Below are 26,509 nucleotides of genomic sequence, written 5' to 3'. Positions count from 1 at the left end.
ACTTGCACCTGTCATGAAAGTATGTTAGCTGTTTCCAGCCGAACCCGCAGTGCAAAACGCTGGATATTTCGGTATCCGTATCCCCGACGTTTCATCAGCTTGATCTTGTTATTCGTTCCCTCCATCTTCCCATTCGAATAATGGGATAAAATGCACGATATCATTTCGTCTGTTCGTTTGACGAGTGATTTTGCGATGGCACGAACAACGGAACAAGGACAAAACAAATACCGATGAATCCAAGCCTTCAAGCGTCGTTTCGCCTGTTGCTCATCTTTGCTTTTGAACACATAGCGAACATGTTGGAGCGATTGGTAAACAGACTTTAAGTAATCGCTTTCATTACACCATTCTCGTATGATTTGACGTTCTTCCTCCGTCAATTTCTCTGGGCATTGGCTCAATAAACGGCAAACGTAACGAACATTTCCGTGTTTCTTGCCTCCTTTGCCCAAATATTTGCGACAACGTTCTAAAGCATCGGTAAACAGCTGAATGACATGGAAATAGTCGACGACATGTGTCGCCTCTGGGCAAACCCGTTGAATCGCTTTTTTCATCGCTGGAGCCAAGTCACTCACGACATACTGAACGGAACGAGACACATGAGCCAATGCACGCCCAATGGCTTCCTCGTTCTTTCCTGCTTCCATGGCATACACTTCTCCCGTTTCGGCATCCATGATCGCCACTCCATAGTCGTGCCCTTTTCGAAAAGCAAACTCATCGACACAAACCGCCTTTGGTTGGACGTCATTCGATAGGAAGGAAGGGGCATGGGTATAAAACCATCGTTCAACGGTCGTGTAAGGAAGCTTGAGCATACGAGCCACCGCCTGAATGGATGTTCCGATGCAAGATTGCGCGACCCATCGCTGAAAAGCATCCGTCGCCACACTTCGAGGAGAGATGGCTGGATACGACGTGCTGAACGTCACGCCACACGTGCTACAACGTCTGCGCTCGACAGGAAGTTCGATCCAAAAAATTCCGATTCGCTGAGCATAGCCATGCATCCATTGCTTCTTTTTGTCTGTCATTTTGATCGTGCGCTTCAAGCAGACAGGACATAACGGGCATTGTTCGGGTAGAGAAAGTTCGAAAATCCAACGTTCCCCTTCTTTTCGCACCTTTTGAATCAAAACATCTGGTAAATCGATGAGTTCTTTGATAAACTGAGAGTACATGCGAATTTCCCTCCATGGTTTGGTTTGGTCACCTTTACCATACAGGAAAATTCGCATTTTTTGTACCCTCTATGCACACCTACCTTAAATGATCAAGTACAACTTGTGGTGAAGAGCCATTTATCAACAAACTCCGCACTTAGGATAACGCGATCCGCTTTTTTCGTGTCGTAAAGGTTTACCATTGTTGCGGTCTCTTTTACGACTTTGACGTTGATTTTTTCCAGCTTGACCGTATCTTTATCCCAGTAGTTCGGGTTTTTCGCATACGTCCAGCCTTGCTCATGCTTCCATTCGCTTAAGACGAACGGGCCGTTGTACAGCGTCGTATTGGCTTCCAAACCGTATTTGTCGCCTTGGGCTTTAACGAATTTTTCGTTTTGCGGCATGAACGTACCGAATACCGTCAAGCTGATGAAATACGGAATCGGGTTTTCAAGCTCGACTTGGAGCGTGTAATTATCGAGAGCTTTGACGCCGAGCTGGTCAACTGGCAATTTGCCCGTATTGACTGCTGCAGCATTTTTAATGTCGTACATAATGTACGCATACTCCGCTTTCGTTTTCGGGTCAAGCACTCGTCTCCATGCGAACACGAAGTCGTGCGCCGTCACCGGATCGCCGTTTGACCATTTCGCATCTTGACGAAGCTTAAACGTATACGTTTTGCCGTCTTCGCTTACCGTGTAGCTTTCCGCTACCCCTGGCACAGGCTTATTGTCTTTCCCTAAACGGTAAAGACCTTCCATGACGTTGTTCAAAACGATGAACGATACTTGGTCCGTAGCGAGCGCCGGATCAAGCGATGGAATCTCTGATGTTTCAAGCAAGTTCAATACTTGCTCTTTCTTCTCGGCTGGCTTTTCGCCGCCTTGGGCATTATCGTCCCCGCCTCCGCCGCACGCTGCAAGGAACGTCGACAGCGCCAGAAGAAGAGCGAGGAATAAAGAAAATCGCTTCTTCACTAAAAACCCCCCTTAAAATTTATGTAGCGTATTGCAAATCTTCTGAATGATTTGATTTCAGAAGATTGCACTTACATCGCTTATTATATCCTGTATTAGTATATTTGAAAAGGATTTTTTTATTTTGTTAAATAAAAAATTTCTAATTACTTAAAACAGACAGGAAGATCGGCTTGTATTTACATCTGCATTTTACCGACTTTTGACGCTGTTGTAAATAAAAAATTTCTGTCAATATATTAGAAAACGCTTACAACATAGGTTTTTCGCCCCTCATCCCTATTGTAAAGCAAATTGTTCCTCTGTTTCCAAGATGAATACAAATTTTCTGATATAACGTTGTTAATAACATTGACAATCCTTCCTCTTACATATGTTAAAATAAAAACAACGAATTGGAAAGGCGGGAGAGACAAAATGAAACGGATCGCCGTTCGAACAGGGTGGATGGTGGCCGCTATGCTGGCGGCCAGTGCGCTTATCGTTTTCTGGCAAGGGGCATGGACGGCGGTTGCCTTTATTAACACCACCTTTTTGCTCTCTCTTGTGCCGCTTTCGGCTGGCGGGCTTTTGTTTGTTTATGAACGCGGGTTTTTCAGCGGATTTGCATACGGGTTTCGCCGATTGCGCAGAAGCAGCACGAGGGTGGAGCGGTATCTTGAGGAAGCGGCAGCAGAACATGAATCGGAGGAACAGCCCGGTCCGCGGCGTTTCGCCATCACGTACCCGCTCCTTTTTGCCGGACTCCTTTTGTTTCTCGCGATGATCGCCGCCGGATATGCCGTGCAATAAGGTTGCAACAGCTGAATGTTTTCCGTATAATATAAGGCAAGTTTAGAATAGACCGAGCGATGAGAAAGAAAAGTACATATGGCGATGCCTTCAGAGAGCTTGTGGAAGGTGCGAACAAGCGGCTAGCCATATGGAATGGGCTTTCGAGCTTCCCGCCGAACCGGCGACGCAGTAGGCGAGGACGTTCCCCGCGTTACAGGGGGCCATGCGCAAAGCATGGGCTGAGCGATTGCGCTTTTCCGCGCAATAAGTAGGGTGGCACCGCGGTCCTACCGTCCCTATCAGAGGGCTGGCAGGGCCTTTTTTATTTTTGGCTTGAGGGAGTGAAGATCGATGAAAACCATTTTTTCCGGCATTCAGCCAAGCGGCGTCATCACCATTGGCAACTATATTGGGGCGCTGCGGCAGTTTGTCGAATTGCAGCATGAATACAACTGTTATTTTTGCATCGTTGACCAACACGCCATTACCGTTCCGCAAGACCCTCACGAACTGCGGAAAAACATCCGCCGCCTTGCCGCTTTGTATTTGGCCGTCGGCATCGATCCGACAAAAGCGACGCTGTTCATCCAATCGGAAGTGCCGGCGCATGCCCAAGCGGCGTGGATGCTGCAGTGCATTGTGTATATCGGCGAGCTCGAGCGGATGACGCAGTTTAAAGACAAGTCAGCCGGCAAAGAGGCGGTCAGCGCCGGGCTGCTCACGTACCCGCCGCTGATGGCCGCTGACATTTTGCTTTATAACACCGACATCGTCCCGGTCGGCGAAGACCAAAAGCAGCATATCGAGCTGACGCGCGATCTGGCGGAACGGTTCAACAAACGGTACGGCGAGCTGTTTACGATCCCTGAGGCGCGCATTCCGAAAGTCGGCGCCCGCATCATGTCGCTTGTCGACCCGACGAAAAAAATGAGCAAATCCGATCCGAACCCAAAAGCATACATCACACTGCTTGACGATGCAAAAACGATCGAGAAGAAGATCAAAAGCGCCGTCACCGACTCGGAAGGAACGATCCGCTACGACAAAGAAGGAAAACCGGGCATTTCAAATTTGCTCAATATTTATTCGACGTTATCCGGCCAATCGATCGAGGAGCTCGAACAGCAATACGAAGGAAAAGGATACGGCGTCTTCAAAGCCGACCTGGCCCAATTGGTCATCGAAACGCTCCGGCCGATTCAAGAACGGTATCACCATTGGATGGAAAGCGAGGAGCTTGACCGCGTATTGGATGAAGGAGCGGAAAAAGCGAACCGCGTCGCCTCAGAAATGGTGCGCAAAATGGAGAAAGCGATGGGCCTCGGGCGGCGGTAAGAAGGCGCCATACAAAAAACGGGCGGGCGCATAGCGCCCTGGCCCGTTTTTTAATTCACTTTCGGCTCTTGCTCCATTTCCCAAAGCTTTTCGAAAAACGGCTGGCCTTTAATTAAGTTTTCACATAGCTGCTCGTGCCGTGCAGACCAGCCGTGTTTCGTTTCTTCGTACAGCCGTTCCCACGCTTCCTCAAACGACATTTTTTGAATATCTGCGTACTTTTCCGGGGCCCATTCTGTATACCAGTAGCGCACCTCGGCGCTGTTTTTCGTTGAATGCAGCTGGTCAAGCGCCATAAACAACAGCTGTTTCAACTGCCGCTCTTTCCGTGTCAATCCGCACATCAACTCCGGCGCCGGCGACAAAATGTGGTACTCTTTTTCGTACTTCGGCAGCGGGTAGGCCCGCTCTTCCGTCTCGGCGGCCATCTCGTACACAAGCTGCTCTTGCCGCGGAATGAGGCGGCTTTTGCGGATCGGAATATGATAGCCGATCGTATCGACGGCCAAAATGCCAGCTCCGTCGGTCACAACGAAACAATAATCGAGCTGAATCCGTTCATGGTTTTTGCGGACATAGGCTTTTTGGTACACATCGTCCAAAAGCGGCTTCGGAAGGTCGGATAAACTGTTTTCAATATATTGGAATAGAGCCGGGGACACTTTTAACAGCGGTACTTGGTCAAGCAACTCAATTTGGTCGTCTTTGCGCCATTCGTGAAAATGGCAGACGTTGTACCCGTTCTCTTCACCTTCAAACCAGTTCACCCAAATGTCGTGCAGGTAAAGCATGTGATACCCCTCACTTCCAGACGTGTTTGTCCATCAGTATAGGCAGAGGGGCAGAATTTTATTCCATTTCGCCCTCTTTTCCCCACTATGAGCCACGGCTTGGAAACGACAAGCTCGCCCACATAAGCAACAAGCCGAGCGGCAATAAATAACATTCCGCCCTTGTCGCGATATAAGCAGCGTATTCACCAAACCCGTGCTCCGGGGTGATGATGTTTAAATAGACGATCATCATCATGCCGCCGACGACCGAAAAACCAAAGCCGACCAAATAAAAAAACAGGCGGACCATCGGGCTTCCCTTCCTTCTTGTCCACGTCCTTTCTTTACGTATATGCCTGTTCGGTGGACAAGATGCCTATCATCGCCCCTGGTCCATCCCGCCTTACCCGCGGCTGTCCAGACCGGCTAAAGCAACCATTTGTTTCGCCTCCATCGCCATCAATTGAGCCAATGAATACCCCCGCTCCAAACAGCGGCGGACGATGGCATAACCGACTGCATAGCCGCCCATGTTCGGATACCACCCAAGGCCGTATAAAATGCGGGAGCTGAGTGGGTGCGAAACAGCGGCATCTTGATTGGGGGCGATGTAGCGGCGCCAAAACCGCTCGATCTCCCTGTCAGTATAATACGACGTCCAGTCGGCGCATTGTTCCGGTCCGACTGTTTCAGCGACCGCATGTTCTGCCAGCCCTTCCATAATCACCGCATCTAACAGCGTCGCCTCTTTGCCGCCATACGGCAGCTGCTTCAGCCGGCAAACATGGTTGTACTCATGCGCCACCAATGCCGCGACCTCCTCGTCGCGATGATCGGGCAGCAAAAAGAAAACGAGCTTATCGGCAAACGCCACTCCTCCTTTTCCGCGAAACTCGCGCAAAAGTTTCCGGTTTTCATCATCGGCCGGCAGCAAAAACACCGGAACGTCAGGCCCTTTCCATCTCACCCGCTGTTCGTCATATAAGCGGGCAAGCCGCTCCCAAAGGCCTTTTGCCTTCATCTCCGGCAAAAGGCGAACGGCCTGCCGGGCGCTTCGATACATGCCATATAAGCATAAATAACGATGAATGGCGCGCGCTGGTGCATCGGCAAAAAACGGCGCCAGCCGGGCGCAAACACGGAGCGGATCGCCTTCATCTTGTTCAAGCCAACGATCAGTTGGAGCCAGTCCCATCGTCTTCCCTCCCTTTTTGCTACCTTATGTCAAGGCAACCGGGACGGTGAACGAAAAAAGCCCCGTCCGGAGTGAAGCCCGGCGCCCGTCTTCCAACGGGGCCGGGTTCGTCCGGCCGAGGCTAATGGCCTTCATTGCTATCTATTGCGCATACGCTTTGAAAATCAATGTCGCGTTATGGCCGCCAAATCCAAACGAATTGCTTAACACTGCGCGCACAGTCTGCCGGCGGGCTTCGTTCGGCACATAGTCCAAGTCGCATTCCGGATCCGGCGTTTCATAGTTGATGGTCGGTGGAATGACACCATCGCGGATCGCCAACACAGAGAAAATGGCTTCCACCGCGCCGGTTGCGCCAAGCAGGTGACCGGTCATCGATTTTGTAGAACTGATCGCAAGCTTATAGGCATGGTCGCCAAACACTTCTTTAATGGCGATCGTCTCATATTTGTCATTGTACTCCGTGCTTGTGCCGTGGGCGTTAATGTAGTCGATGTCCTCCGGCTGCAAGCCGGCATCCTGCAGCGCCAGTCGCATCGCCCGCACGCCGCCTTCACCGCCCGGCGCCGGTGCAGTGATATGATATGCGTCAGCCGTCGCGCCGTAGCCGACAATTTCCGCGTAAATTTTCGCCCCGCGGCGCAACGCATGCTCCAGCTCTTCAAGCACGATAATGCCTGCCCCTTCCCCCATGACAAAGCCATCACGGTTTTTATCAAACGGGCGGCTTGCCGTTTTCGGATCCGGATTGGTCGAAAGGGCCGTATTCGCGCAAAAGCCGGCAAACGACATTTTCGTAATCGGCGCCTCCGTTCCCCCCGCGATCATCACATCCGCATCGCCGCGCTGAATGACCCGAAACGCGTCGCCGATCGAGTTTGCGCCCGTCGCGCAAGCGGTGACCGTGCATGAATTCATTCCTTTCGCCCCAAGGATGATTGAGACTTGCCCCGCAGCCATATCCGGAATCATCATCGGCACGAAAAACGGGCTCACCCGGCGATAGCCGCGCTGCTGGAAAATTTCAAACTGCTGCTCAAACGTCTCCATACCGCCGATGCCAGAGCCGATCCAAACACCGACCCGCTCGGCGTTATGCTCACCGATTTCCAAATTCGCATCTTTCACCGCCATGAGCGCCGCCGCCACGGCGTATTGCGTAAACCGGTCCATCTTCCGCGCTTCGCGGCGGTCCATAAACAACGACGGATCAAAATCTTTCACTTCTGCCGCCACTTTCGCTGGAAAATCATCTGGATTGACGCGGGTGACAATGTCGATGCCGGACTGGCCGGCGACAATGTTTTTCCACGTCGTTTCTGCGTCATTCCCCAGCGGGGTGACGGCGCCTATTCCGGTCACGACGACTCGTCTTTTTTCCATATTCCTCTGCCTCTCCTTTATTCTGGATAATGATGTTGGGATACAGAACATCAACGGCCCCAACGCAAGGCGATCGCGCCCCATGTCAGCCCGCCGCCGAACCCGACCATGACGATGAGATCACCGTCGCGAATGTTTCCTGCCTCCAGCTCCTCCACGAGCGAAATCGGAATGGAGGCCGCGGATGTGTTTCCATAGCGGCGAATCGTTGTCGAGATTTTTTCCTCCGGCAGCTCGAGCCGCTGTCTCGCCGCCTCCACAATACGGATGTTCGCTTGATGGGGAATGAGAAAATCGACATCCTCTTTTGTCAGCCCCGCTTTTTCAAGCACCCGCACACTTGACTCTCCCATCTGCCGGACGGCGAACTTGAACACTTCCCGGCCGTTCATCACGATATATTCGTCTTTGTATAAATGTTTTCCTCCTGTTCCGTCAGCGCCCAATTCAAATGATAAAATGCCCCGCCCTGGCGACACTGGGCCCATGACAACCGCACCGGCTCCATCGCCAAACAACACCGCCGTATTGCGGTCTGTCCAATCGGTGATTTTTGACAGCTTATCGGCCCCCACTACTAATATATACTTGTAAACCCCCGTGTCAATAAATTGGGCAGCCGTGACCATTCCGTACATAAATCCGGAGCAGGCGGCGCTGAGATCCATTGCCGCGGCGTTGACAGCCCCAAGCCGCTCTTGCAGCATGCAAGCAACTGATGGAAAGGAACGGTCTGGCGTTACGGTAGCAACGACAATGAGATCGATGTCTTTCGCCTCGACACCGGCATCCGCAAGCGCCTTTTCGGCAGCAAAATACGCCATATCGGACGTATCGATGTCATCTGCCGCAATGCGGCGTTCCTCAATCCCAGTGCGCGTCCGAATCCATTCGTCTGATGTATCCATCATTTTCTCCAAGTCGGCGTTGGTCAACACCTTTTCCGGCACATAGCGGCCGACCCCGATAATTCCTGCTCCCATACCATTCATCTCCTTTTTTTCTTCCAAAATAACCGAAAAGCCTCCCAAGTACAGCACAATTGTCAACGTACAATCAGTCCACATAACCAATTATTATTACTTGGTACTAATTTTAACGGAAAGAGCGCATATGCGCAATAGCAAAAGCGCGCCTTCCCGGCCGGAATCCTATTGCTTTCTTCCCGCCCGAAGGCATTTGTCCAAACCAACGTTTTACCTCCGCCATACAATACAATGACAAGCAAACGATGAGGAAAAAAGGAGGACTGATTTTATGGCGAACGTCCCATCATCCCGGCAAAGCCGTGAAGAGCGCGACCGCTTCTCCCACCTCATGTTCGGCCCCTTTCCTCCAAAACGGACCGGCCAGCGGGACGAACAAACAAAAACGGAGCCGCTCCCGCTGCCAAACATTGATTTGATGAAACTCGTCGAAAACGTCGGTACGCTGACGGACTCGTTGCAGCAGCTGAAACCGCTCATCAAAAAAATCTCCTCGCTCATCGATGGATTGAAAAAATAGCAGACGCAACAACCTCATGCGTCTGCCTTCGCTCTTTACGGGAGTTCGTTATATTGGCGAAAAAATTGCCCGATCTGCCAAGCAAGCTGGCGCCGCTTTTCCGGCAGCTGGTAGACGATGCGCACCCGGTGGTTGGTTGTTTTCATCCATTGTTCGTACTTCCGGCTATGCAATGCGGACGGGTATTCGCTCACGCCGGCGAGCTGCCAAATCATCACCGGGACATCGTGCGGGCTAAGGAAAAGAGACGGGACACCCTCCGGCACTTCCTCTTCCTTCAATCCGTAAGCGAGGGCGATTTCTTTTACCATCCGCCGATACACGAATGGGTGGCCCCGCTCGTGTTCAAGCTGGGCGCGCACATCAAGGCAAGGGTTGAGCATGGCGACGGCGCGGATTTGCCTCGGCATGACGCCAAGCAACTGCAGGGCGACGAGCGCGCCCATTCCTTCGGCGACGATATAGATGCGTCGGTTGACGATCTCGCTTTTCAATACCGAGTAGATGAGTTGGCGCGCCAGCCGGACCGCCTTCGGGCTTCCCCAATGCCGGCCGTACAAATGAGATGAAAACACCGTGTACCCTTGTTCAAGCCACTCGTCCAGCCACTGGCGCCGTCTCGGATGCTCGAGCCAAAAACTCGTCTGTTCATTCACGAAATGGTCGCCATCGCCCATTAAAAAAAGGGCAAACCCGTTTGGGCGCTCCGGCACGTGAACGATGCACCATTGTTCATCGAGTTGGAAAAACCGTCGTTGTCCTGCCATCGTTTCCATTCACCCTTGTTTGACGATACATAATTGTACAGTATACGATATGCCGGGCAGAAAAAAACGCCCGGGTATATGCCTAAACGAGCAAATTATGATATGATAGGAAAAGGAATGATGCGAAGATAGGAGGAAATGGGATGCGCTTGTTTTGGACGTTTTTTTGGACGTTTTTGCTTGTGCAAATGGCGACGTACGTCATGGGCTCGATGCAAGGCATCGGCTACAACTTCACAACCGGCGCCTTGCTCGGCGTGATCGTGACCGTTTTAGTCCTTGTCGTCGCCGCTTTGATTCCGGACGAGCCGGCTGGGGATCATCGCCATTGATCATTCTCCTCATAAGACAACGCCTTGGGTTGAAAGTCCCAAGGCGTTGTTTTTGTCATCGAGAAGCCCCATTCCAACACGTATATAGGCGTAAGTCGAGGAGGGATTCCATCTTGATGGGTGTAGGTTGGTGTTTTCTGCAGCCGGCCACGTGCCCCACAATGCTCAATGGGATGGGCTTTATGGGGGCATAAAAACGTTTGACGCTGCCAGCAAGAAGCGCGTCTCTTCCCCCGGCTATCCCCCGCCTCTTCGACTCGTTTCATGCTGACGGGCGAATGACAAGCCGGCCGTTTTCGGCATCGACCGTGACGGTGCTGTAATCTTTCACCCGCCCAGCGATCAGCTCTTTCGCAAGCGGCGTTTCGATCTGCTTTTGCATAAACCGCTTTAAGGGGCGGGCGCCGTAGACCGGATCGAAGCCCGCTTCGGCGATGTATTGCTTCGCCGCTTCGGTCAGCACGAGTTCGATATGCCGATCGGCCAAACGGGCCGACAGCTCGCGGGCGAACTTTTCGATGATGCCTTTCACCTCATTCATCGACAATGGCTTAAATAAGACGATATCGTCGATCCGGTTTAAAAATTCTGGGCGGAAATGGGCGCGCAATTGGTCAAACACTTGGCTGCGCGTCTGTTCATCGATGTCGCCGTCTTTGTGTTCCAATAACAGCGGCGAGCCGATGTTCGATGTCATAATGACGACTGTGTTTTTAAAATCGACCGTCCGCCCGTGCGAGTCGGTGAGCCGTCCGTCATCGAGCAGCTGCAGCAGGATGTTGAACACGTCCGGATGAGCTTTTTCGATTTCATCGAACAATAGAACGGAATACGGCTTGCGCCGCACTGCCTCGGTCAGCTGGCCGCCTTCCTCATAGCCGACATAGCCGGGCGGCGCCCCGATCAAACGGGAGACAGCATGTTTTTCCATGTATTCGGACATATCGAGGCGAATGAGCTGCTCCTCGCTGTCAAACAGCGCCTCGGCCAGCGCTTTGGCCAGCTCCGTTTTGCCGACGCCGGTCGGTCCAAGGAACAAAAACGAGCCGATCGGACGGTTCGGGTCTTTCATCCCGGCCCGCGCCCGCAAGATGGCGTCGGCGACGAGCTCCACCGCTTCGTCTTGGCCGATGACTCGCTTATGGAGCCATTCATGAAGCCGCAGCAGCTTTTCCCGCTCCCCTTCGACAAGGCGGGTGAGCGGAATGCCTGTCCAGCGCGACACGATTTCGGCAATCTCTTCTTCCGTCACTTCCTCGCGCAGCAATTTTCCTTCCCGTTGCTCGCTGATTTCTTGCTCGAGCTGCCTGAGCTGCTTCTCAAGCTGCGGGATCCGTCCATGACGCAGCTCGGCCGCCCTGTTTAAATCGTAGTCGTTTTCCGCGTCCTCGAGCTCACGCTTCGCCCGCTCAAGTTCCTCGCGCACGCGGCGGACACGGTCAAGCGCCTCTTTCTCTTGTTGCCATTGCGCTTTCATGGCATTCGCTTTTTCGCGCAAGTCAGCGAGTTCTTTTTGCAATGCCGCCAGCCGCTCGCGGCTCGCTTCATCCGTCTCTTTGCTTAACGCCGCCTCTTCAATTTCCAGCTGCATGACGCGGCGCATCACTTCATCAAGCTCGGACGGCATTGATTCCATTTCCGTCCGGATCGTTGCGCACGCCTCATCAACGAGATCGATCGCTTTGTCAGGCAAAAAGCGATCCGAGATGTAGCGGTCGGACAACACCGCGGCCGCGACGAGCGCCCGGTCGTGAATTTTCACGCCATGGTGCACTTCGTATCGCTCTTTCAATCCGCGCAAGATCGAAATCGTATCCTCGACGGTCGGCTCTTGGACGAGCACTTGCTGGAAGCGGCGTTCGAGCGCTGGGTCTTTTTCGATGTATTGTCGGTACTCATCAAGCGTCGTCGCCCCGATGCAGCGCAGCTCGCCGCGGGCGAGCATTGGCTTTAACATATTGCCGGCGTCGATCGCCCCTTCGGCCCGGCCGGCGCCAACGATCGTGTGCAGCTCGTCGATAAACAAGATGATGCGGCCCTCGCTTTTTTTAATTTCGTTCAATACAGCCCTCAGCCGCTCTTCAAACTCACCGCGAAACTTCGCTCCGGCGACGAGCGCGCTCATGTCAAGAGCGAAAATCGTTTTGTCTTTCAACCCGTCCGGGACGTCTTTGCGCACGATGCGCTGGGCGAGCCCCTCGACAATAGCGGTCTTCCCAACGCCCGGCTCACCGATCAGCACCGGGTTGTTTTTCGTCTTCCGCGACAAAATGCGGATGACGCGGCGAATTTCGCTGTCGCGGCCGATGACCGGGTCGATTTTTCCCGCCTTCGCCTCGGCGACAAGATCGCGCCCGTATTTGGCCAACGCTTCATAGGTTGCTTCCGGATGTGGACTCGTCACGCGTTGATTCCCCCTTACCTTTCTCACGGCTTCTACCAGTGCTTCCTCTGTCAAGCCAAACGATGCCAGTTGCCGGGCAACCGGCTCGGCGCCATGAGACAGCGCGAGCAGCACATGTTCGACCGATATGTACTCATCTTGCATTCGCTTCGCTTCGTTTTCCGCCTCCTCAAGCAGCCGCGCCAAGGCAGGCGCAACGTACATCTGTCCCTCTCCCGCTCCGTGCACTTCCGGCTTTTGGCGAAGCCGGTCTTGCAGCCAGCGGATCGCCTGAGCGCGGTCGGCGCCGCAAAGGGCAAACAGCCGCGGCGCCAAGCCATCTTCTTGCTCGAGGAGCGCCAGCAGAAGATGTTCGACATCAAGCTGTTGATGATGCCGCTCTTTGGCGATCGACTGCGCCGCCATAAGCGCCTCTTGCAGTTTTTCCGTCAAACGGCTTGCGTCCATGCCGTCCCCTCCATTTGACCTTCTTTGACCATAAATCATTATAGCGGATCGCAAAGCGCACGGCAAATGAAAAGCCACTCCATGCTTGGAATGGCTTTTGTTCTGCTTCACGGTTTGCGCAAATACGTCCAATGCCGGTTATGGTTCGACGTTTCTGGAAACGTATCGCCGGCTTTCAGTTTCAGCTTTTTCGGGTGCTTTACATTGTCTCCCGTTTCGCCGATTTCAATATACACGCCGTTGTTCGGCGCTTTATCGCCTGGTTTGAAATGGCGCGGTTGGCCCATTTGTTTCATCCCCCTTGCTTCGATTGCATTTGTTATCATGCCCGGTTTCATCGCTGTTCATAAGAAGGAAAATGATGGAAGATCGCAAACGGAACGCCAAGCTGTTCACAACGAAAAGGAGCTCTCCCCTCGAAATCCTTTTCAAAGTGAAAAAGGAACTCCCGAAACGGGAATTCCCCCTTTGCTATAAAACGGACAACAAAATCGCTTTTTGCGCATGAAGCCGGTTGCCGGCCTGCTCAAAGACGACCGAGTTCGGACCGTCCATGACGCCGGCCGTCACTTCTTCGCCGCGGTGGGCCGGCAGACAATGCAAAAAGAGATAATCCGGTTTTGCCGCTTTGACGAGCTCTTCGTTGACTTGATACGGCTGAAACACTTGTAGCCGCTCAGCACTTTCGCTTTCTTGGCCCATGCTCGTCCAGACATCCGTATAAATCGCATCCGCCCCCGCCACCGCCACAAGCGGGTCGTGCGTCACCGTGACGGCGGCGCCTGTCTGTTCACCGATCCGGCACGCCGCCTCGACATATTCTTTCCTTGGCTCATAGCCCGGCGGACAGGCGATGGCGACATCCATGCCGACTTTCGCCGCGGCCACAAGCAAGGCGTTGGCGACGTTGTTCCCGTCGCCGACATAGGCGAGCTTGACGCCTTGGAACGTTTTCTTCACTTCATAAATCGTCAGCAAATCCGCCAACGCCTGGCACGGATGATCGTCGTCCGTCAGGCCGTTGATGACCGGAACGGACGCATATTCGGCCAACTCCTCGACTTTTTGATGGGCAAATGTGCGAATCATAATGACATCGACGTATTGCGACAAGACGCGGGCCGTATCGGCGATCGTTTCGCCGCGGCCAAGCTGCAAATCGTTTCCGTTTAAATACATCGCCTGGCCGCCAAGCTGAATCATGCCGACTTCAAACGACACGCGCGTGCGCGTTGACGGCTTTTCAAAAATCATCGCCATTGTTTTCCCGGAAAGCGGCGTATACGATACACCGGCTTTTTGTTTCGCTTTTAAATCAGTTGCTAACGCCAGCAAGTCCAAAATTTCTTCTGTCGAGAAATCAAGAAGCGTTAAAAAATCTCTCCCTTTTAATGACATCACTGCATTCATGCGATCACCGCCTGTTCTGCCTGTTTTTTCTTTTCCAACCAGCCATGGATCGGCTGCACATCAAGATGATCGACATCGAGCGCCTGCAAGAAGAGCTTCAATGTCTCACGTTCCGTGAAGACGAGCAATTGTCGGGACAACGCAGTCATTCGTTTGTTCGCTTCGCCTTCCTCTTTGCCCAAGTCGATCACCGCGAGCGCCGTGTCGCGCTTCACCCAATCGGAAAACGGGACATCAGCGACGATGGTCAGCTGTTTCGCCGTCATCTCCGCCTCCAGCTCGGCGTCGATGTTGCCAATGACATAGACCTCGTTCGCGTTCGCTTTCTTTTGCAAATACGGATAAAACGCTTTATACGCCGCTTCCTCCTTCGTTGCGGCGATGCTGATGCCTTCGCCGGTCGATTTCATCTCTGGCCCAACCACCGGGTCAACCCCCGGCAGCTTATGGGTCGAAAAGACCGGATACTTTAACACGGCGTACGGCATGACCGCCAAGCCGCGCGCTTTTTCGTCCACGATGTCGACAAGCGATTTCCCAAGCAATAATTTTGTCGCAATTTGCGCCAGCGGCACGCCGGTCGTTTTGCTGACGATCGGCACCGTCCGGCTCGCGCGCGGGTTCACTTCCAGGACATATACATTGCCGTCCGCAATGACGTATTGAATGTTCATAATTCCTTTAAAGCCGAGTTTTTTCGCAATCCGGCCCGCATAGTCGATGATTTTCGCTTTTTCTTCGTCTGTGAGCGTCTGCGCCGGCAGCCAAGCATAGCTGTCACCGGAGTGGACGCCGGCTTTTTCGACGTGTTCAATGATGACCGGCAGCACGATGTCTGTTCCATCCGTCACGATGTCCGCTTCTGCCTCTTTCCCGTCCAAATACGCATCAATCAAAATCGGATAGGTCAACTCGCCTTGCTCGATCAAAGCAGCGAGCTGCGCCTCGCTATGGACGATAAACATGCCGCGGCCCCCGATGACATACGACGGACGAAGCAGCACCGGGCAGCCGATCTCAGCCGCTTTGGCGGCGAGCTCCTCGGCGTTGTTCGCCATCAAGCCCGGTACGTGCGGGATGTCAAGCTCCTCAAGCAACTGGTAAAAACGATCGCGGTCCTCGAGCTGGTCAATCATATCGTACGTGACGCCCAACAGCGGCACGCCGGCTTCTTCAAGCCCTTTGACCAAATTGATCGCCGTCTGACCGCCAAATTGAACGATGACATGCTTGATTTGTTCCGCTTCGATAACATCGAGGACGCTCTCAAGCGTCAGCGGTTCAAAGTACAGACGGTCGGCGACGGCAAAGTCGGTGCTCACCGTTTCCGGATTGTTGTTGATCATCACCGTTTCATAGCCCTCTTTTTGCAAGGCGAACACGCTATGAACAGAGCTGTAGTCGAACTCAATGCCTTGGCCGATGCGGATCGGTCCGGCTCCAATGATCAGCACTTTCTCTTTGCCGCTCGGTTGTTTTCGCTCGTCTTCGCCGAAATAAGTCGAGTAGTAATAATCCGTTTCTGAATGAAATTCGGCCGCGCACGTGTCGACCATTTTGTATGACGGCACGATGCCAAGTTCCTTCCGCTTGTTGCGCACGTCAAGCTCCGTCACGCCCCACGTTTCAGCTAAAAAGGCGTCGCTACATCCTTTTTCTTTCAAGAAACGGAACGTTTGCTCCTCAATCGTGTCCAACGTTGCAGCCGCTGCCTGTTTTTCAAGGGCGACAAGCCGCTCGAACGAGCAAAGGAAAAAGCGGTCGATTTTCGTCCATTCGTGAATGGCTTCAACCGCCACCCCGCGGCGGAGCAGTTCCAAAATCGCGAAAAAGCGGCGGTCGTCTTTGTCGACAAGCAGCTGTTTCAGCTCATCATTCGTTTTCACCGAAAGCTCCGGCAACAACAGTCCGTTGTTTTTGCCTTCGAGCGACTGCACCGCTTTTTGAAACGCCCGCTCCATGTTGCGGTCGATCGCCATCACTTCCCCGGTCGCCTTCATTTGCGTGCCGAGTTTCCGATCCGCATGCGGAAACTTGTCAAACGGCAAGCGCGGAAACTTGACGACGACATAGTCCAAGGCCGGTTCAAAGCTGGCGTACGTCGTTTTCGTCACCGGGTTGACGAGTTCCGCAAGCGTATAGCCGACCGCGAGCTTCGCCGCAATGCGGGCGATCGGGTAGCCGGTCGCCTTGGACGCCAGCGCTGACGAGCGGCTGACACGCGGGTTGACTTCAATCAAGTAATATTGTTTGCTGTTCGGGTCAAGGGCGAACTGAATGTTGCAGCCGCCGATGATCCCTAAGGCGGAAATGATCTTCACCGCCGACGAACGGAGCATTTGGTACTCCTCATCGGTCAACGTCTGCGACGGTGCGACGACGATCGAATCGCCCGTGTGGATGCCGACTGGATCGACGTTTTCCATATTGCAAACCGTGATGCACGTATTCGATTGGTCGCGCATCACTTCATATTCAATTTCCTTAAATCCGGCGACGCTCCGTTCGATCAAACATTGATGAATCGGGCTTTCGTTCAATCCTTTTTCTACGAGCGCGAGAAACTGCTCCATGTTTTCGGCAATGCCGCCGCCCGTCCCGCCGAGCGTATACGCAGGACGAATAATGATCGGAAAACCGATTTGTTCGGCGAACGCGACCGCTTCCTCGACGCTTGTAACAATTTCGCTTTCCGGCACCGGTTCGCCAAGCTCGTGCATTAACGCGCGGAACGCTTCGCGGTCCTCCCCGCGCTTAATCGCTTCAATCGGTGTTCCGAGCAGTCTCACCCCATACTTTTCAAGCACGCCGGCTTCATGCAGCTGAAACGCCAAGTTGAGCCCTGTCTGGCCGCCGAACGTGGCGAGCAGCCCGTCCGGGCGTTCTTTGGCAATAATCGCTTCGACCGCATCGACGGTGAGCGGTTCAAAATACACGGCATCGGCATGAACTTCATCGGTCATGATCGTCGCCGGATTGTTGTTCACTAAAATGACGCGATATCCTTCTTCCTTTAAGGCGATGCACGCTTGTGTGCCGGAATAATCAAACTCGGCGGCCTGGCCGATGACGATCGGCCCCGACCCGATCAGGAGAATCGACTGAAGCGAAGAATCTTTAGGCATACACGTTCTCTCCCTTGAACACGGTTTGCAAAAATTCGTCGAAAATATAGCCGGTATCGTGCGGCCCCGGATGCGCCTCCGGGTGATATTGCACCGACAAAATCGGTTTATGGCGATGGACGATGCCCTCGACCGAACCGTCGTTGACGTTGATGAAACGAATGTCAAACGGTTTGCCCACCAAACTGCCTTCTTTGACGACATAACTATGGTTTTGCGATGTCATCATCACGTTTTGTTTCACCGCGTCCCACACCGGTTGATTGGCGCCGCGATGCCCGAAGCGGAGTTTTTCCGTATCCGCCCCGTACGCCAAGGCAACGAGCTGATGGCCAAGGCAAATCGCAAGCGTCGGATACCGGTCGATCAGCTGACGGATAGCGGGAAGCTGATGGCGTAACTGTTTCGGATCGCCCGGGCCGTTCGAGAGGACAAGCCCGTCCGGTTTCAGCGCGTCAATCGCTTCCGGCGCCGTATCATGCGGCACAACCGTCACCCGGCAGCCGCGCGCAAGAAGCGACTGCAAAATCGATTTTTTATAGCCGAAATCGACGAGCACCAAATGCGGGCCGCCTTCGCCGTATGTTTCGATCGTTTTCGTTGACACCGCACGCACGGGAAATACTACTTCCTCGCCTCCAACGGCTGAAATCGGCGACAAACTTAATTCCGCCATCATCGTCCCAGCGGTGCGGATTTCTTTCACAAGGGCGCGCGTGTCCACATGCGTGAGAAGCGGAATGTTCCAATGCTGCAAGTATTCTGCCAAGCTGTATTTCGCCCCGTAATGAAATCCTGTGCCGCTCGCTTCGTAGACGACGACCGCTTCGACGTGCGGCCGCTTGCTTTCAAAATCGTCTTCATTAATGCCATAATTGCCGATCAGCGGGTACGTAAAAACGATGATTTGGTTTTTATACGACGGGTCGGTCAACACTTCTTGATAACCGGTCATGCCGGTGAAAAAAACGATCTCCCCGCTCACCTTTTCTTCAAGCGGAGCGGCGAGCTCGCCGCTGAACGTTTTTCCGCTCGCCACATGCAAGTACGCTTTCATTGGCGCCACCTCATCGTTTGAGTTTTTATAACCGTTCAAGAATTTTTATGCATGAACAGGAATAAAAATTAAGCCGTCGGCCGTCCGTTTACAAGACGGCTGAGGCGTTGGCGTTGTTCAACACGTTTATCAAAATGTCCACCGCTTCATCGATTTCCGCTTTCGTCACGACAAGCGGCGGCAACAGGCGGATCACGTTCGGCCCCGCCGAAAGGACGAGCAAGCCGTTTTCGTGAATCAATGGCAACAGCGGTGCGACGTCCGTTTGGCACTCGATTCCGACCAGCAACCCGAGCCCGCGCACGTCCTTGACGATGTCAAGCGAAGCGAGCGCGTTATGGAGGCGTGCAAGCAAATAGCGGCCTTTCTCCTGCACATCTTGCAAAAACGCCGGATCAAACACAACTTCAAGCGTCGCCTTGGCGGCGGCCATCGCGATCGGGTTGCCGCCAAACGTCGACCCGTGCACCCCAGGTCCAAACGACTCTTTCAAAAACGCTTTGCCGATCATCGCCCCAACCGGAATGCCGCTTCCAAGCCCTTTCGCTGCGGTGATGATGTCCGGCTCCACATCAAAGTGCTGGTACGCAAACGGCTTCCCGGTCCGTCCGATGCCGGTTTGCACTTCGTCGATGATCAAAAGCGCCCCGTGCTGTTGACACAGCTCCGACGCTATTTGCAAAAACGCCGGATCCACCGGGCGGACGCCGCCTTCCCCTTGGACGACCTCAAGCATCACCGCGGCCACTTCTTCGTTCATTGCCTGCTTGAGAGCGTCGACATCATTCAGCGGCAAGTGAATGAATTCCGGAAGCAGCGGACCAAAACCGCTATGCACTTTCTCCTGCCCGGTCGCCGCCATCGTCGCGAACGTGCGGCCGTGAAACGACTGGCGGAACGTAATGACTTTGTGTCTCCCAGTATGTTTGCGCGCCAGCTTCAGCGCCGCTTCGTTCGCCTCGGCTCCGCTATTGCAGAAAAAGACGCAGTCGCCGGCGCTGTGGGCGACAAGCAAGGACGCGACCTCTTCTTGAATGGGAATCGTAAACAAGTTCGATACGTGCCAATATTGATTCAGCTGCTTTTCAATCACCTTTTGGACGTGCGGATGGCGATGGCCGAGATTGCAGACGGCAATGCCGGAGACAAAGTCGAGATATTGTTTTCCATTCACATCGGTCACAACCGTCCCTTCCGCGGCTTGGACGGCGATCTTCCAACGGTTGTATGTCGGAAACAGCGCGCTCATAAATATACCCCCACTTCTTTGCGAATCGTTGTGCCGTGCCATGTTCCGTTCTGGTAAAACGTCGTTTTGCCGCTGACGATCATCACCTCGGGCAGCGCATCGGACAAGGCGGAGAGCGCTGCTTTCACTTTCGGAATCATCCCGCCCGTGATGACGCCGTCTTCGATCAGTCGTTCAATCGTTTCCGCCGTCGCCTCGGCCACGAGCGCGCCGTCTCGCAAAATGCCGGGCACGTTCGTCACAAACGCGAGCTGGCTGGCGCCGATGGCCGCTGCGACCGCCCCAGCCGCCGTGTCGGCGTTAATGTTGTATGTTTGCCCGTTTTGATCGATGCCAAGCGGGGAAATGACCGGGATGTAGCCCGCCGCAAGCAGCGTGCGCAACAGCTGGGAACGAACGGTTTTCACACGGCCGACATAGCCAAGTTTAGCAAAGTCAATCGGTTCAGCTTCGAGCAGCCCCCCGTCCACGCCGGAAACACCGACCGCGGGCAAACCGTGCTGCCTGAGCATCGCGACAAGCTGTTTGTTCACTTTGCCGGAGAGCACCATTTCCACAACGGCAAGCACCTCTTTCGTCGTTTTCCGCAAGCCGTTGACAAACTCGCTCGGCACCGCCAGTTTTTTCAACATTTGCCCGATTTCCGGCCCGCCGCCGTGGACGATGACGACATCCATCCCTTGTTCCCGCATCGTTCTGACGCTGGCAAAAAAGGCAGGGGACAGCTCATCAAGCACGCTGCCGCCGCATTTGATGACGACCGTTTTGTTCATCTTTCTCTCTCCTTACGTCCGGTAGCTGGCATTAATTTTTACATAATCGTACGTCAAGTCGCAGCCCCAAGCAATCCCAAAGCCATCGCCGATATGAAGATCGACATCGATGACGATCATTTCATTTTGCAAGTAGGCGGCCGCTTCCTCCTCCGAGAACGGCTGCGGCTCACTTCCTTTCAGCATCACGATCGGCCCGATGGCGACATCAACGTTGTCCGGGTTCACGTCGGCATCCGAATAACCGATCGCGCCGATGATCCGCCCCCAGTTGGCGTCTGCGCCGTAAACAGCCGTTTTCACTAAGTTGGAGCCAACGATTTGCTTCGCGACTTTTTTCGCCTCATCGTCCGTTTTCGCGCCGCGCACGCGCACTTCAATGAGCTTCGTCGCCCCTTCGCCGTCTTTTGCGATCTGTTTCGCCAAGTCTTCGCACGTTTTCCGCAACGCCTCATAAAAGTGTTCCCACTCCGGATGATCCGGCGTCAGTTCATCGTTTCCGGCCAAGCCGCTCGCCATGACGACGACCATATCGTTTGTCGACGTATCGCCATCGACGGTAATTTGATTGAACGATACATCGGTAATCGACCGGAGCGCATCATGCAGCACCGCCGAAGAAATGTTGGCATCGGTCGTAATGAACGCAAGCATCGTCGCCATGTTCGGATGAATCATCCCCGATCCTTTCGCCGCCCCGCCGACGGTGACCGTTTTCCCATCGACGGTCGTTTGGTAACAGGCGCGCTTCATCACCGTATCCGTCGTTAAAATCGCCGTTTGAAACGCTTCAGCATCCGCCATCGTCGCCCCTGGAACAAGCTTTTCGATGCCCGCGCGAATTTTCTCCATCGGCAAATATTCCCCGATCACGCCCGTTGAAGCGACGGCCACATGGTGCAGCGCCAGGCCAAACTGTTTCGCGCACAGCTCGCGCATTTCATAGGCGTCCTTGAGCCCTTGCGCACCGGTGCAGGCGTTCGCGCACGCGCTGTTGACGATGACCGCCTGCAATTTTTGTTCTACAGCGAGGCTCGCCTGCGTCACTTTGAGCGGCGCCGCCTGGAAATGGCTTTGGGTATACACAGCGGCGGCTGAAGCTGGCACGTCGCATAGAATAACCCCTAAATCTTTTTTCGAATAGCGCAGCCCGGCATTCACCCCGGCCGCTTGAAATCCTTTCGGCGTGACGACCGTTCCATCGGCGACCGCCGTTACTTGCCCCGTTTGTTTTGTGATCGTCATCGTTTTTCCCCTTCCCTCACGGATAGATCGGCAAGGATCGGAGGCCCGCTGCCTCATCCCACCCCATTATCAAATTGAAGTTTTGCACCGCCTGCCCGGCAGCACCTTTCATTAAGTTATCGATCACCGACACGACCGTCACCCGTCCCGTCCGTTCATCGTAGGCGAGGCCGATGTCGCAATAATTTGAGCCGTACACTTCTTTCGTCGCCGGAAATTGCCCGGCCTTGCGAACGCGGATAAACGGCGAACCTTCATAACTTGTTTTATATAAATCTACCAAGTCGTTTGGCGAAATCGGTTGTTTCGCCTTCGCATAGATCGTCGCCATAATGCCCCGTGTCATCGGAATCAAATGGGTGCTGAACGTAATCGGCTCCATCGCTTCATTCCACGTTTGCAGCGTTTGCTCAATTTCCGGAATGTGCTGATGGACGTTCACTTTATAAATTTTCACGTTTTCGTTCACTTCGGAAAAATGCGTCCCAAGCCCTGCTTTCCGCCCCGCGCCCGATACGCCCGATTTGGCGTCCACGATGATCGAGTCTTCCTTAATTAATCCTTCTTTGACAAGCGGCGCCAAGCCAAGCAGCGTCGCTGTCGGATAGCAGCCCGGATTGGATAGGAGCACGGCTCCGCGCACCGCCTCGCGGTTCCACTCGGTCAATCCGTACACCGCCCGCTCTAAATACGCAGATGGCGCCGCCTCGCGCCCATACCATTGTGCGTACACCGCGCCGTCTTTCAACCGGAAATCGCCCGATAAATCGATCACTTTCACTCCCCGATCCACGAGCGCCGGCGCCCACTCCCCCGACACCCCGGGCGGCGTGGCGAAAAAGACCGCATCGTAACGGGAAAGCGCCTCGATTTCAAGTTTATGCAACACCGCACCATCGACCGAACCGACGTGCGGGAAACTTTCCGATACATGAACCCCGTCCTGCGACGACGAGAAAACGTCGCAGCGGCTCACATGCGGATGCCCGTGCAACAAGCGGAACAACTCCGCGCCGCTGTACCCCGTCGCCCCGATGATTGCCACTTTCATGACGTTCCCCCTCACCCGTATGCCTCATGTAGTTCTCATTATAATACTGTATAAAAATAAAATCAAATGTATATTTAATAATTTTTATGGAATTTTTCTCCTTTTCCCGCTTAAAGGATCGGAAAAGGAAGGGCTCCGCAGCGGAATTGCGAGATGGATATGCCCGTCAGTTGGCACGGCCCCCATTATTGAAAAGAGCGGACGGTTGTTCGAACGAAACGTTCAACATTTTTTCAATATTTCCACTGTCCTTATATTGACTTCCCTTTTTTTTACTGTAAAATCTTTTATAACGATATATAGAAGGTTGTGATGGGATGGATCATGTATCTGTAGAACTGCGGGAGTTGCTGGCAGCGATTTACCGCACGATTTCGGTCAAAAAAGGAACGTACTTGTTTCAAGAAGGGGAAAAAGCAGACGAACTTTACTATATTCAATCAGGCAAAATTCAAATTAGCAAGACGAATATGGATGGGCAGGAGCTGACGCTGCGCATTTGCAGCCAAGGCGATTTGATCGGCGAGCTGACGCTCTTTTGCCCCGGCGCCCGCTACATGTTGACGGCGAAAGTGCTGGAAGACGGCGTCGTTTCCGCCATTCCGCGCGAAAGGCTCGAACAAGAGCTCGCCAACAACCCGAAACTGGCGATTGAGTTTATGAAATGGATGAGCCTCCATTTCCGCAAAACGCAAACGAAATTCCGCGATTTGATTTTACATGGCAAAAAAGGGGCGCTCTATTCCACGCTCATCCGCCTTTGCAACAGCTACGGCGTGATGAAAGAAGACGGCATTTTGATCGACCTGCCTCTTACGAACCAAGAGCTTGCCAACTTTTGCGGCACCGCCCGCGAAGTCGTCAACCGCATGCTCGGCGACTTGCGGAAAAAAGGCGTCATCTCCGTGCAAAAAGGAAAAATTCGCGTTCACCATTTGCAATACTTGCGCGATGAGATCGCCTGCGAAGGCTGCCCGCCCGAGCTGTGCAGCATTGACTGACGGGCAAGTGCGGCGAAAAAAAGAAGGAGGCTGTCTCGAAAGGTCGTTAAACCGACCTTTTGAGGACATCCTCTGTTTCTTTTTCTTACCATTTGGTTCCCGAGTTCGACAGTTTTAAGGCCATTTCAGGCAAATGAAACTGGCCAAAGTGCTGTTATATCAAAGATTTCGCGATGTGGATCCTAAAAAAACGCCGAATTTCATAGACACACGAATTAATAATTTAAACTTTTAAAATAGCAGAATATCGTTTGTAATGTAGGCATGTACATACGGCGGGTAACACGCAAAAACAAAGGTCTGGACGATATCGTTTCGATGTTTGTGAAACACATTGGCGATCACGGTGTCTTTCAGCCATTTCCACAAGCGTTCGATCGGGTTCAGCTGTGGCGAATAGGGAGGAAGGGAAAGAAAGTGAAAACACTGCCCTTCTTCCCGCAAAAACTCCTTGACCATGTTGGCATGGTGAATGCGGGCGTGATCCAACACCAAGACGATGAGACGGTCTGGATAGCGCTCTTTGAGCATTCTCAAGAAATTCAAGAACGTCGCGGCATTGGCAGCAGTCGTTTGATGAAGCACCGTTTCGCCATCGTGGATGTTGACCGCGCCAAACCGCGATGCGTGGGCATGATGGCCGAACGTCGGCACTTGTTTTTGGCGGCCGACTTCTGACCATGTGGACTGCAAGACATGGTAAGAGCGGATATGGGTTTCATCGATGTACAGAAGAACAGCATCTTCTGTCTCCTTGGTGATCAAGTTTTTTAATAGCCTGTGATGTTTAATTTATAAGCGAAGCGGTCCCTTGACGATGAAAAGAACGTGTGTAACTTTGATCATTAGATAATGGTGGTTGATCCTGTTTCCCAAACATCAGAAACACTTTTCTCCTCATATCTGATATGGTCTAATATCCACAGCATACAATGCTACTCGCAGAAAATCCCTAATTTTATGTTCAACTGCCGAATGTATCGGCAAACATATATACGTTGATATTAACCAAAAACGTGACTGAAGTTCAACCAACATCGGCCATTGAACTAACGAATTATTATGGTGGTATCAAATAAAAGCGCTGACCTTAGAGGAACTGAATAAATGTGTCAAACATATAATGAAGATGGCCGAAACGAAGATCCCGATATTCACCCTAGCAGCGATGGAGGTAATCGCTTTATAATTCCAAGGATATCCTAGGGTAATCAATACGCTCGCTACTACTTACCCCTTTACGAATACTTAATGAAAAGGGCAAATCGATGAAAAAATCGTTCGAATAGCTGCAGAAGAACGTTTAAGGTAGCGGATCCCAACAAAGAGCCTCTTCAGATTTTATGTATGTTACTGAAAAGATGTGCAAACTTACAACAGAACTTATTACATAATTTTTGTTATCCTTCACTAATTAGGACAATTATATGGTTGTTAGGATTTATTATTGTTAATTAACTTATTTTTACATATAATATATTTTGAACCAAAAAATTAATTTATGTAATATGCTAAAGGGAGTGGTTAAAATCAAGAAGATAAGTTGGATAGTAATTAGTTTGTGCAGCTGTGCGGTTACTATCTTATATTGGATCATTGGAATGGTGGAAATAATGCATGATCATCCTGATATATACAAATCTATTTTAATGGCGTTAATCCTTATTACATTAGGCATCGCCATAACGAGTGTATTTAAGACGAAAGGCGATTTAAAATGGGCTGCTTTATCCGTTGTTGGCTTTAACTTATTACTATTGGTTATTGGGGTTGGTTGGACAATCGGGTTTCATCAAGATAAACTTAATCCTTGGGTATTCTTCCCAGCATATTATACTGCATTAGTTGTAGCGCTCTATTTTTACATTAAATCCATTCGCCTTTTAAAGTCTTATTACAAACTTTTCCCTATTTTCATGTTACTTGCATCTATAGTCCCTACTTTATATGTAATATTGATAAATGGATTGTGGGGTAAATCCACAATTTAAGAACAAACTTCATGAAGAGCAACTTTCTCTTATAAAAAACAAGAAAAGCGGAATGCCTATTTACATAAACAATAGACACTCCGCTTTTTTGCTTCTTATCCACGAATGGAAGATATAGACGAATCAAACATGTTTGAATTAAATGCACATAACAGCTTGAATTGCCATTGATGCAACCCCGTAAGGATCAACAGCATATACACAACTACATAATATTGCGTCACAACCATCATTTGGCCAATCTTGTCCTGTTAATCCGTAGCAACAGTCATGTTCTCTGCAACAGCGGTCGGTCAAGTCCAAATGATTGTGTAAATTCCCCTTTGATAGACAACATGGACCTGATGACTTGACGTATGGTAGGTAAGTCCGGCAAGTCTCCCTGCCGGTCGCCTTTCCGGACAAATGATCATGTTGTCAAGGAACAGGTGTGTCAAGGAGTTTTCGCGGCATATCCTCGCTTCGCTCCGGTATTCCACGTTCTCCTTGACACAGCGAAGGGGTTATCCCACTCTTTTCATTTCCGAATCTTCCTGATT

At 52.3% G+C, this 26,509-nt stretch carries 23 protein-coding genes, 1 pseudogene and 1 other annotated feature; of the genes and pseudogenes, 6 read left to right on the top strand and 18 right to left on the bottom strand.

Annotation, left to right across the window (positions count from 1 at the left end; translation table 11 throughout):
- Positions 1–11 precede the first annotated feature (11 nt).
- Together GS3922_RS05775 and GS3922_RS05770 are read right to left on the bottom strand one after the other, a co-directional pair.
- Positions 12–1,187 carry an ISL3 family transposase gene (locus GS3922_RS05775; RefSeq protein WP_063164805.1) on the bottom strand — a complete coding sequence of 392 codons (1,176 nt, stop codon included), beginning with the start codon at positions 1,185–1,187 and terminating at the stop codon, positions 12–14.
- A 116-nt stretch (positions 1,188–1,303) separates the two neighbouring features.
- Positions 1,304–2,152: pseudogene (locus GS3922_RS05770) on the bottom strand (peptide ABC transporter substrate-binding protein); the annotation flags it as partial.
- A 417-nt stretch (positions 2,153–2,569) separates the two neighbouring features.
- Between GS3922_RS05770 and GS3922_RS05765 the strand changes: the two are divergent.
- Positions 2,570–2,944 (top strand): DUF3899 domain-containing protein, encoded by a 375-nt coding sequence (locus tag GS3922_RS05765; protein ID WP_063165571.1) that lies wholly within the window; start codon positions 2,570–2,572, stop codon positions 2,942–2,944.
- A 50-nt stretch (positions 2,945–2,994) separates the two neighbouring features.
- Positions 2,995–3,227 (top strand) — a binding site (T-box leader).
- A gap of 50 nt (positions 3,228–3,277) precedes the next feature.
- Complete coding sequence (gene trpS / locus GS3922_RS05760; RefSeq protein ID WP_063165570.1) at positions 3,278–4,261, top strand: tryptophan--tRNA ligase; 984 nt, start codon at positions 3,278–3,280, stop codon at positions 4,259–4,261.
- 50 nt (positions 4,262–4,311) lie between these two features.
- Here the strand turns inward: trpS and GS3922_RS05755 are convergent, their stop codons facing one another.
- The 5 genes from GS3922_RS05755 to GS3922_RS05735 all read right to left on the bottom strand — a co-directional run bounded on the left by GS3922_RS05755 (position 4,312) and on the right by GS3922_RS05735 (position 8,595).
- Positions 4,312–5,052, bottom strand: coding sequence for a YjbA family protein (locus GS3922_RS05755; RefSeq protein ID WP_033009307.1), 741 nt, complete (start codon positions 5,050–5,052; stop codon positions 4,312–4,314).
- An 85-nt stretch (positions 5,053–5,137) separates the two neighbouring features.
- Positions 5,138–5,344 (bottom strand): YuzI family membrane protein, encoded by a 207-nt coding sequence (locus tag GS3922_RS05750; protein ID WP_033009308.1) that lies wholly within the window; start codon positions 5,342–5,344, stop codon positions 5,138–5,140.
- A gap of 93 nt (positions 5,345–5,437) precedes the next feature.
- Complete coding sequence (locus GS3922_RS05745; RefSeq protein ID WP_050368361.1) at positions 5,438–6,229, bottom strand: DUF2268 domain-containing putative Zn-dependent protease; 792 nt, start codon at positions 6,227–6,229, stop codon at positions 5,438–5,440.
- Positions 6,230–6,370: 141 nt separating this feature from the next.
- Complete coding sequence (gene fabF / locus GS3922_RS05740; RefSeq protein ID WP_033009311.1) at positions 6,371–7,612, bottom strand: beta-ketoacyl-ACP synthase II; 1,242 nt, start codon at positions 7,610–7,612, stop codon at positions 6,371–6,373.
- Between the two features lie 50 nt (positions 7,613–7,662).
- Positions 7,663–8,595, bottom strand: coding sequence for a beta-ketoacyl-ACP synthase III (locus GS3922_RS05735; protein ID WP_044743391.1), 933 nt, complete (start codon positions 8,593–8,595; stop codon positions 7,663–7,665).
- Between the two features lie 274 nt (positions 8,596–8,869).
- On the opposite strand from GS3922_RS05735, the gene GS3922_RS05730 reads away from it, so the two are divergent.
- The gene (locus GS3922_RS05730) at positions 8,870–9,118 is read left to right on the top strand and encodes a hypothetical protein (protein WP_050368360.1); all 249 of its coding nucleotides are present in this window, start codon (positions 8,870–8,872) and stop codon (positions 9,116–9,118) included.
- Positions 9,119–9,153: 35 nt separating this feature from the next.
- On the opposite strand, the gene GS3922_RS05725 is transcribed toward GS3922_RS05730, so the two are convergent.
- Positions 9,154–9,894 (bottom strand): alpha/beta hydrolase, encoded by a 741-nt coding sequence (locus GS3922_RS05725; protein WP_047817922.1) that lies wholly within the window; start codon positions 9,892–9,894, stop codon positions 9,154–9,156.
- Positions 9,895–10,028: 134 nt separating this feature from the next.
- Here GS3922_RS05725 and GS3922_RS05720 point away from each other — a divergent pair, with 134 nt between their 5' ends.
- Entirely contained in the window at positions 10,029–10,217 is a 189-nt protein-coding gene (locus GS3922_RS05720) for a YjzD family protein (protein ID WP_033009318.1), read from the top strand.
- A 262-nt stretch (positions 10,218–10,479) separates the two neighbouring features.
- Here the strand turns inward: GS3922_RS05720 and clpB are convergent, their stop codons facing one another.
- From clpB to argC, 9 genes are all read right to left on the bottom strand, one after another.
- Positions 10,480–13,068: an ATP-dependent chaperone ClpB gene (clpB, locus tag GS3922_RS05715; protein WP_050368359.1), complete on the bottom strand. Its 2,589-nt coding sequence runs from the start codon at positions 13,066–13,068 to the stop codon at positions 10,480–10,482.
- Between the two features lie 107 nt (positions 13,069–13,175).
- On the bottom strand, positions 13,176–13,355 hold the full coding sequence (locus GS3922_RS05710) for a YjzC family protein (protein ID WP_011230299.1): 180 nt from the start codon (positions 13,353–13,355) through the stop codon (positions 13,176–13,178).
- A gap of 184 nt (positions 13,356–13,539) precedes the next feature.
- Entirely contained in the window at positions 13,540–14,478 is a 939-nt protein-coding gene (gene argF / locus GS3922_RS05705; protein WP_063165569.1) for an ornithine carbamoyltransferase, read from the bottom strand.
- Entirely contained in the window at positions 14,475–17,603 is a 3,129-nt protein-coding gene (locus GS3922_RS05700) for a carbamoyl-phosphate synthase (glutamine-hydrolyzing) large subunit (protein ID WP_063165568.1), read from the bottom strand. The genes argF and GS3922_RS05700 overlap by 4 nt, the downstream gene beginning before the upstream one ends.
- A complete protein-coding gene (locus GS3922_RS05695) occupies positions 17,596–18,660 on the bottom strand; it encodes a carbamoyl phosphate synthase small subunit (protein ID WP_063165567.1) in 1,065 nt (354 codons plus the stop codon). The genes GS3922_RS05700 and GS3922_RS05695 overlap by 8 nt, the downstream gene beginning before the upstream one ends.
- Before the next feature lie 88 nt (positions 18,661–18,748).
- The gene (locus GS3922_RS05690) at positions 18,749–19,909 is read right to left on the bottom strand and encodes an acetylornithine transaminase (protein WP_063165566.1); all 1,161 of its coding nucleotides are present in this window, start codon (positions 19,907–19,909) and stop codon (positions 18,749–18,751) included.
- Complete coding sequence (gene argB / locus GS3922_RS05685) at positions 19,906–20,682, bottom strand: acetylglutamate kinase (protein WP_063165565.1); 777 nt, start codon at positions 20,680–20,682, stop codon at positions 19,906–19,908. Before argB ends, GS3922_RS05690 begins: the two co-directional genes overlap by 4 nt.
- A gap of 12 nt (positions 20,683–20,694) precedes the next feature.
- A complete protein-coding gene (gene argJ, locus GS3922_RS05680; RefSeq protein ID WP_063165564.1) occupies positions 20,695–21,927 on the bottom strand; it encodes a bifunctional ornithine acetyltransferase/N-acetylglutamate synthase in 1,233 nt (410 codons plus the stop codon).
- A gap of 16 nt (positions 21,928–21,943) precedes the next feature.
- Complete coding sequence (gene argC / locus GS3922_RS05675) at positions 21,944–22,978, bottom strand: N-acetyl-gamma-glutamyl-phosphate reductase (protein ID WP_063165563.1); 1,035 nt, start codon at positions 22,976–22,978, stop codon at positions 21,944–21,946.
- A gap of 317 nt (positions 22,979–23,295) precedes the next feature.
- On the opposite strand from argC, the gene GS3922_RS05670 reads away from it, so the two are divergent.
- Entirely contained in the window at positions 23,296–23,979 is a 684-nt protein-coding gene (locus tag GS3922_RS05670; protein ID WP_063165562.1) for a Crp/Fnr family transcriptional regulator, read from the top strand.
- 231 nt (positions 23,980–24,210) lie between these two features.
- On the opposite strand, the gene GS3922_RS05665 is transcribed toward GS3922_RS05670, so the two are convergent.
- Positions 24,211–24,744, bottom strand: a complete 534-nt coding sequence (locus tag GS3922_RS05665; RefSeq protein ID WP_063165561.1) for an IS630 family transposase — start codon at positions 24,742–24,744, stop codon at positions 24,211–24,213.
- A gap of 755 nt (positions 24,745–25,499) precedes the next feature.
- Between GS3922_RS05665 and GS3922_RS05660 the strand changes: the two genes are divergently transcribed.
- Positions 25,500–25,970 (top strand): hypothetical protein, encoded by a 471-nt coding sequence (locus GS3922_RS05660; protein WP_063165560.1) that lies wholly within the window; start codon positions 25,500–25,502, stop codon positions 25,968–25,970.
- Positions 25,971–26,509 lie beyond the last annotated feature (539 nt).

Origin of the sequence: Geobacillus subterraneus (assembly GCF_001618685.1) — a bacterium.
In the GTDB taxonomy this organism is placed as follows: Bacteria; Bacillota; Bacilli; order Bacillales; family Anoxybacillaceae; genus Geobacillus; species Geobacillus subterraneus.
The sequence above is the reverse complement of the archived record's forward strand: the minus strand, read 5'-3'. Positions and strand labels throughout refer to the sequence as shown.

Coding starts and splice junctions, on each gene's coding strand:
- GS3922_RS05775 (WP_063164805.1), bottom strand. CDS start 1,187: ATGTACTCTCAGTTTATCAAAGAACTCATCGATTTACCAGATGTTTTG.
- GS3922_RS05765 (WP_063165571.1), top strand. CDS start 2,570: ATGAAACGGATCGCCGTTCGAACAGGGTGGATGGTGGCCGCTATGCTG.
- trpS (WP_063165570.1), top strand. CDS start 3,278: ATGAAAACCATTTTTTCCGGCATTCAGCCAAGCGGCGTCATCACCATT.
- GS3922_RS05755 (WP_033009307.1), bottom strand. CDS start 5,052: ATGCTTTACCTGCACGACATTTGGGTGAACTGGTTTGAAGGTGAAGAG.
- GS3922_RS05750 (WP_033009308.1), bottom strand. CDS start 5,344: ATGGTCCGCCTGTTTTTTTATTTGGTCGGCTTTGGTTTTTCGGTCGTC.
- GS3922_RS05745 (WP_050368361.1), bottom strand. CDS start 6,229: ATGGGACTGGCTCCAACTGATCGTTGGCTTGAACAAGATGAAGGCGAT.
- fabF (WP_033009311.1), bottom strand. CDS start 7,612: ATGGAAAAAAGACGAGTCGTCGTGACCGGAATAGGCGCCGTCACCCCG.
- GS3922_RS05735 (WP_044743391.1), bottom strand. CDS start 8,595: ATGGGAGCAGGAATTATCGGGGTCGGCCGCTATGTGCCGGAAAAGGTG.
- GS3922_RS05730 (WP_050368360.1), top strand. CDS start 8,870: ATGGCGAACGTCCCATCATCCCGGCAAAGCCGTGAAGAGCGCGACCGC.
- GS3922_RS05725 (WP_047817922.1), bottom strand. CDS start 9,894: ATGGAAACGATGGCAGGACAACGACGGTTTTTCCAACTCGATGAACAA.
- GS3922_RS05720 (WP_033009318.1), top strand. CDS start 10,029: ATGCGCTTGTTTTGGACGTTTTTTTGGACGTTTTTGCTTGTGCAAATG.
- clpB (WP_050368359.1), bottom strand. CDS start 13,068: ATGGACGCAAGCCGTTTGACGGAAAAACTGCAAGAGGCGCTTATGGCG.
- GS3922_RS05710 (WP_011230299.1), bottom strand. CDS start 13,355: ATGGGCCAACCGCGCCATTTCAAACCAGGCGATAAAGCGCCGAACAAC.
- argF (WP_063165569.1), bottom strand. CDS start 14,478: ATGAATGCAGTGATGTCATTAAAAGGGAGAGATTTTTTAACGCTTCTT.
- GS3922_RS05700 (WP_063165568.1), bottom strand. CDS start 17,603: ATGCCTAAAGATTCTTCGCTTCAGTCGATTCTCCTGATCGGGTCGGGG.
- GS3922_RS05695 (WP_063165567.1), bottom strand. CDS start 18,660: ATGAAAGCGTACTTGCATGTGGCGAGCGGAAAAACGTTCAGCGGCGAG.
- GS3922_RS05690 (WP_063165566.1), bottom strand. CDS start 19,909: ATGAGCGCGCTGTTTCCGACATACAACCGTTGGAAGATCGCCGTCCAA.
- argB (WP_063165565.1), bottom strand. CDS start 20,682: ATGAACAAAACGGTCGTCATCAAATGCGGCGGCAGCGTGCTTGATGAG.
- argJ (WP_063165564.1), bottom strand. CDS start 21,927: ATGACGATCACAAAACAAACGGGGCAAGTAACGGCGGTCGCCGATGGA.
- argC (WP_063165563.1), bottom strand. CDS start 22,978: ATGAAAGTGGCAATCATCGGGGCGACGGGGTACAGCGGCGCGGAGTTG.
- GS3922_RS05670 (WP_063165562.1), top strand. CDS start 23,296: ATGGATCATGTATCTGTAGAACTGCGGGAGTTGCTGGCAGCGATTTAC.